Source organism: Neisseria sp. HMSC70E02 (genome assembly GCF_001838645.1).
GTDB lineage: Bacteria > Pseudomonadota > Gammaproteobacteria > Burkholderiales > Neisseriaceae > Neisseria > Neisseria macacae.
In genome coordinates this window covers 1-5035 of record NZ_KV838074.1, presented here as the reverse complement: position 1 = coordinate 5035, position 5035 = coordinate 1, and the positions used below count along the sequence as shown (strand labels likewise).

Annotated in this window: 5 protein-coding genes; 4 read left to right on the top strand and 1 reads right to left on the bottom strand. The window is 49.7% G+C overall.

Going from position 1 to position 5035, the window contains the following annotated elements:
• Window positions 1–261: 261 nt before the first annotated feature.
• From zupT to HMPREF3277_RS02695, 3 genes are all read left to right on the top strand, one after another.
• Window positions 262–1071: a zinc transporter ZupT gene (zupT, locus tag HMPREF3277_RS02705; RefSeq protein WP_070513022.1), complete on the top strand. Its 810-nt coding sequence runs from the start codon at window positions 262–264 to the stop codon at window positions 1069–1071.
• 304 nt (window positions 1072–1375) lie between these two features.
• Window positions 1376–1660, top strand: coding sequence for a TM2 domain-containing protein (locus HMPREF3277_RS02700; RefSeq protein WP_070869965.1), 285 nt, complete (start codon window positions 1376–1378; stop codon window positions 1658–1660).
• A 387-nt stretch (window positions 1661–2047) separates the two neighbouring features.
• Entirely contained in the window at window positions 2048–2332 is a 285-nt protein-coding gene (locus HMPREF3277_RS02695) for a TM2 domain-containing protein (protein ID WP_070513025.1), read from the top strand.
• A gap of 151 nt (window positions 2333–2483) precedes the next feature.
• On the opposite strand, the gene HMPREF3277_RS02690 is transcribed toward HMPREF3277_RS02695, so the two are convergent.
• A complete protein-coding gene (locus HMPREF3277_RS02690) occupies window positions 2484–3797 on the bottom strand; it encodes an NCS2 family permease (protein WP_070869964.1) in 1314 nt (437 codons plus the stop codon).
• Between the two features lie 238 nt (window positions 3798–4035).
• Between HMPREF3277_RS02690 and HMPREF3277_RS02685 the strand changes: the two genes are divergently transcribed.
• Window positions 4036–4968 (top strand): AEC family transporter, encoded by a 933-nt coding sequence (locus tag HMPREF3277_RS02685; protein WP_070869963.1) that lies wholly within the window; start codon window positions 4036–4038, stop codon window positions 4966–4968.
• Window positions 4969–5035 lie beyond the last annotated feature (67 nt).

Here is a 5035-nt window from a genome sequence, read left to right as displayed (position 1 = left end):
ATAGTGGATTAACTTTAAACCAGTACGGCGTTGAAACCAGTACGGCGTTGCCTCGCCTTGCCGTACTATCTGTACTGTCTGCGGCTTCGGCCGCCTTGTCCTGATTTATAGTTAATCCACTATATCGTAAGGCGGTTTTTGTATTTGCCGACGTTTCTAATCCTACATTGTTCTTGTCAATATAAATAAAAATAATAATTATTCTCTAATTTGGGAAAATATGTTAGGCTGATTTCTTTATTGTGTTAACGACTTAAGACGATGCCTGATATCAGCTCAACCAACCTCATCACCGCCTTCGGCATCGCCCTCGCCGCCGGATTGTTCACCGTACTCGGCAGTGGGTTGGTGATGTTTTCTAAAACGCCCAACCCGCGCGTATTGTCGTTCGGATTGGCGTTTGCGGGCGGGGCGATGGTGTATGTGTCGCTGACGGAGATTTTCAACAAATCCAGCGAAGCCTTCGGGCAGGTTTACGACAAAGACAAAGCCTTTGCCGCCGCGACGCTGGCTTTTTTGGCGGGCATGGGATCGATTGCGCTGATTGACCGCCTTGTGCCGAACCCGCATGAAACGCTCGACCCGCACGACCCCGCCTTTCAGGAAAACAAACGCCGCCACATCGCCCGCGTCGGCATGATGGCGGCGTTTGCCATTACCGCACACAACTTTCCCGAAGGTTTGGCAACGTTTTTCGCCACGCTGGAAAACCCCGCCGTCGGGATGCCGCTGGCGCTCGCGATTGCGATACACAATATTCCCGAAGGCATTTCCATTGCCGCCCCCGTTTATTTCGCCACCCGCAACCGCAAAAAAACCGTCCTCGCCTGCCTCGCTTCAGGGCTTGCCGAACCTTTGGGCGCGGTTTTGGGCTACACCCTGCTCAAGCCGTTTTTATCGCCTTTCGTGTTCGGCGCGGTGTTCGGCGTGATTGCGGGCGTGATGGTGTTCCTCGCGTTGGACGAATTATTGCCCGCCGCCAAGCGTTATTCTGACGGACACGAAACCGTTTACGGCTTGACGTCCGGCATGGCGGTGATTGCCCTGAGTTTGGTGTTGTTTCATTTTTAAATCTGAACTAGACAGGCGCGGCAGAGTCAAACGCAGTGCCGAGGTCGTCTGAAACTTTAAGCAGGGAGGGTTGGCTAAGGAATGCGGATAAATCGAAAAGATAAATAAAGGTAGTAAGTATAATATGCTAAAAATGTATATAAAATCGCATATTTCAACTGTAAATTAGGGTTTTTGTAACATAAATTTACGAAATTTTATAGGTTTGTTATTCAATAAAAATAGAATCTATGTGAAATTAATATCATTATTCTGCTATACTTAAAAACACTTTCTTAATTTTGACTATCCGTTTGGAGAAAAAATGTCCGAAAATACACCTCTGCAATCCCTTCCTACTACCAACAAACGCATCATCGCCGCGGCTTTAGCGTTCTTTTTAGGTTGCTTCGGAGCGCATAAATTCTATTTGGGCTTAAACAAAGCCGGTATCATCTATTTGGCGATTGGTGTGGTGGGTATGTTTTTTGTCTATCCTGCTTTGATAGTTGTTGTCGGTTTATCTCTCTTCGACATCTTTAAATACCTGACATCTACGCCGGAAGAATTTGAAAAAGTTTATGTTGTCGGTAAGAAAGAGTGGTTTTAAGCATTGGCTGATGCCTTTGAATTTTGAGCGGAACGATAGCGCGAAGTTTCAAATATTCAGTACATCTTAAAAACCAAAAAAGGTCGTCTGAAAATTTTCAGACGACCTTTTGTTATTGCGGAGACGAATATAAACGATTGTGGAATCAAATCTGGAAACGGCATCAGCCGCCGTAACGCAGTGCGGGGGCGGTAGCGAAGTTGGGGATGCTCTGCACCGGCGGCGAGAAAATCAGATATGCCGGCATCGGCGACGATGGCAGTCGAGTCGGCAAACAGGATGCGTTTCAGGCGGGCAGTAAAAATAAAATCTGTGTGAAATTAATATCATTATTCTGCTATACTTAAAAACACTTTCTTAATATTGACTATCCGTTTGGAGAAAAAAATGTCCGAAAATACACCTCTGCAATCTTCTCGTATTACCGATGACAAACGACTTGTTGCCTCTGTTTTGGCGTTCTTTTTAGGTTGCTTTGGGGTGCATAAATTTTATTTGGGCGTAAACAAAGTCGGTATCATCTACCTGTTGATTTGTATTTTAGGTTCGTTTATTCTCGTTGGTCCGATGATTGTTTTTGTTTTCTGTATCATCGACATCGTTAAATACCTGAAATGTACGCCGGAAGAATTTGAACAAGTTTATGTTATCGGTAAGAAAGAGTGGTTTTAAGCATTGGCTGATGCCTTTGAATATTGAGCGGATCGATAGCGCGAAGTTTCAAATATTCAGTACATCGTAAAAACCAAAAAAAGGTCGTCTGAAAATTTTCAGACGACCTTTTGCTATTGCGGGGAATGAAACGACTAACCTGGAAACGGCATCAGCCGCCCATAAACCAGAATTTCAATGCCCACAATACGGCGACTATCCATACCATAGGCGGCACGTCTTTGATGCGGTTGCATAAAAGTTTAATCACGGCGTAGCTGATGAAGCCAAAGGCGATGCCGTCGGCAATCGAATAGGTGAACGGCATGAACACGATGGTCAGGAAAGCGGGGGCGGCTTCGGTCATGTCGTCCCAGTCGATTTCACGCGCGCTGCGCAGCATTTGCGCACCAACGTAGAGCAGCGCGGGCGCGGTGGCGAAGCCGGGGATACTCTGCACCAGCGGCGAGAAAATCAGACACGCCAACATCAATACGCCGACGGTTACGGCAGTCAGACCGGTGCGGCCGCCTGCGGACACGCCTGCCGCGCTTTCGACATACGGCGTGGTCGAGGACGTACCCAGTGCGGCACCGGCGACGATGGCGGTCGAGTCGGCGAATAGGGCGCGTTTCAGACGAGGCAGTTTGCCGTCTTCCAGCAGGCCCGCACGGTGGGAAACGCCGACCAGCGTGCCGGTGGAGTCAAACAAATCAACCAGGAAAAAGACGAAAATCACGCTGATCATGCTGATTTTAAAGAGACCATTGAAATCCATCTGCATGAAAGTCGGCGCTATGCTCGGAATTTCTCCGACCACGCCTTTAAAATCGCTCAAGCCCAGCAGGGTGGAAATGGCTGTGATTGCCAGAATGGTCAGGATAATCGCTCCTTTGACGCGGAAATGCCCCAAAGCCACCACCATAGCGAAGCCTGCCAGCACCAAAAGCGCGGCAGGTTGGTGGATGTCGCCCAGTTTCACCAAAGTTGCGTCGCTGGCGACGATGATGCCGGAACCTTTGAGCGCAATCAGCGACAGAAACAGTCCGATACCGGCGGCAATCGACATTTTCAAACCCATAGGCAGCGCGTTCACCAGCATTTCGCGCACTTTGAAAAAGCTGAATAAAATGAAAATGATGCCGGAAACGAATACCGCGCCCAAAGCCACCTGCCAGGGCACGCCCATGCCTTTGACGACGGCGAAAGTAAAGTAGGCGTTCAAGCCCATGCCCGGCGCGAGCGCAATCGGATAGTTGCCGACGAAGCCCATCACGAAGCAGCCGATGGCGGAAGCGATGCAGGTGGCGACGAATACCGCGCCCATGTCCATGCCCGTCTCGCCGAGAATCAGCGGATTGACGATGATGATGTAACACATGGCGAGGAAGGTGGTCAGACCTGCCATCAGCTCTGTGCGCACATTCGTGCCGTTTGCGCTTAAATTGAATATGCGCTCCAGCACATTTTGATTTGAAGTAGTCATGATTTATGCTTTTCAAAAAAAAGGAAAATTTGCGGGCGGTATTATACTGAAAACGCCTTGCTGTCGGGTGAAAAATTGTCAACATTCCACTTGGGGCAACGTGCTGCTATTTTTACCGTATCTGTGCGTAAATGAGAACAGGGCAGAGCGTGAGGTCGTCTGAAACCGTGTTCCGAATACATTGTCCGCACTGGCACGCAAGCGTAAAATTTCCGTTTTCCCAAAATGTGCCACACTCATGGAAACCGCCCTGCTCCTTGCCGGCAAAATCACCGAGCTGACCCTGATTGTCCTGATGGGCATGGCGTTGGTGAAATCCAAGCTTCTGAATTCCGAACACAGCCGCACGCTCTCCGTCATCGCGCTCTACCTCATCAGCCCGTCGGTGATGATTCACGCCTTCCAAATCGAGAACACGCCCGACATCATTGACGGGCTGAAACTCTCGGTTGCTCTCGCAGTCGTGTTCCACATCCTGCTGATTGCTCTGGGCAGGCTTTTCAAAACCGTGTTCAAGCTCGATACGCTCGAACACGCCGCCACGGTTTACACCAATTCCGGCAACCTCATCATCCCGCTGGTGATGTCTATTTTCGGACCGCAATGGGTGATTTACACCAGCGGCTTCATCATCGTCCAAATGTTCCTTTTCTGGACGCACTTGCGCCTGCTGCTTTGCGGGCGCGGCAATCTTGCGTGGAAAACCGTACTCACCAATATCAACATCCTTTCCATTTTTATCGGCGTGTTCATGTTTGCCTTTCAAATCAAACTGCCGCACATCATCGACAACACGCTTGCCACCGTCGGCGGCATGATAGGCCCGGTCGCCATGCTCGTTGCCGGAATGCTGATTGCCTCGCTGCCGCTTAAAGAAATCGTCCTCTCCAAACGGATTTACCTCGTCGCCTTCCTGCGTCTGATGCTTATCCCGCTGATTCTGCTGATGTTTGTCAAAGTTTCAGGCATTGCCCACTTAGGCGGGCACAGCGATACCGTCGTCCTTATCAGCTTCCTCGCCACCGTCAGTCCCGCCGCGTCCACCGTTACCCAAATGGCGATGGTTTATGGTCAGAACGCCCGTAAAGCCAGCGCGATTTACGGCATCACGACGCTGCTGTGCGTCATTACCATGCCGCTGATGATTGCGTTGTATCAAGCGATGGTTTGAAAGGGTTGGGTCAAGAAAAAGGTCGTCTGAAACACTGAACTGGCCCCCAAATCTTGGACACTCATAA

Excerpts from the sequence above, each read along its gene's own strand:
- zupT (WP_070513022.1), top strand. The coding sequence starts at position 262 with ATGCCTGATATCAGCTCAACCAACCTCATCACCGCCTTCGGCATCGCC.
- HMPREF3277_RS02700 (WP_070869965.1), top strand. The coding sequence starts at position 1,376 with ATGTCCGAAAATACACCTCTGCAATCCCTTCCTACTACCAACAAACGC.
- HMPREF3277_RS02695 (WP_070513025.1), top strand. The coding sequence starts at position 2,048 with ATGTCCGAAAATACACCTCTGCAATCTTCTCGTATTACCGATGACAAA.
- HMPREF3277_RS02690 (WP_070869964.1), bottom strand. The coding sequence starts at position 3,797 with ATGACTACTTCAAATCAAAATGTGCTGGAGCGCATATTCAATTTAAGC.
- HMPREF3277_RS02685 (WP_070869963.1), top strand. The coding sequence starts at position 4,036 with ATGGAAACCGCCCTGCTCCTTGCCGGCAAAATCACCGAGCTGACCCTG.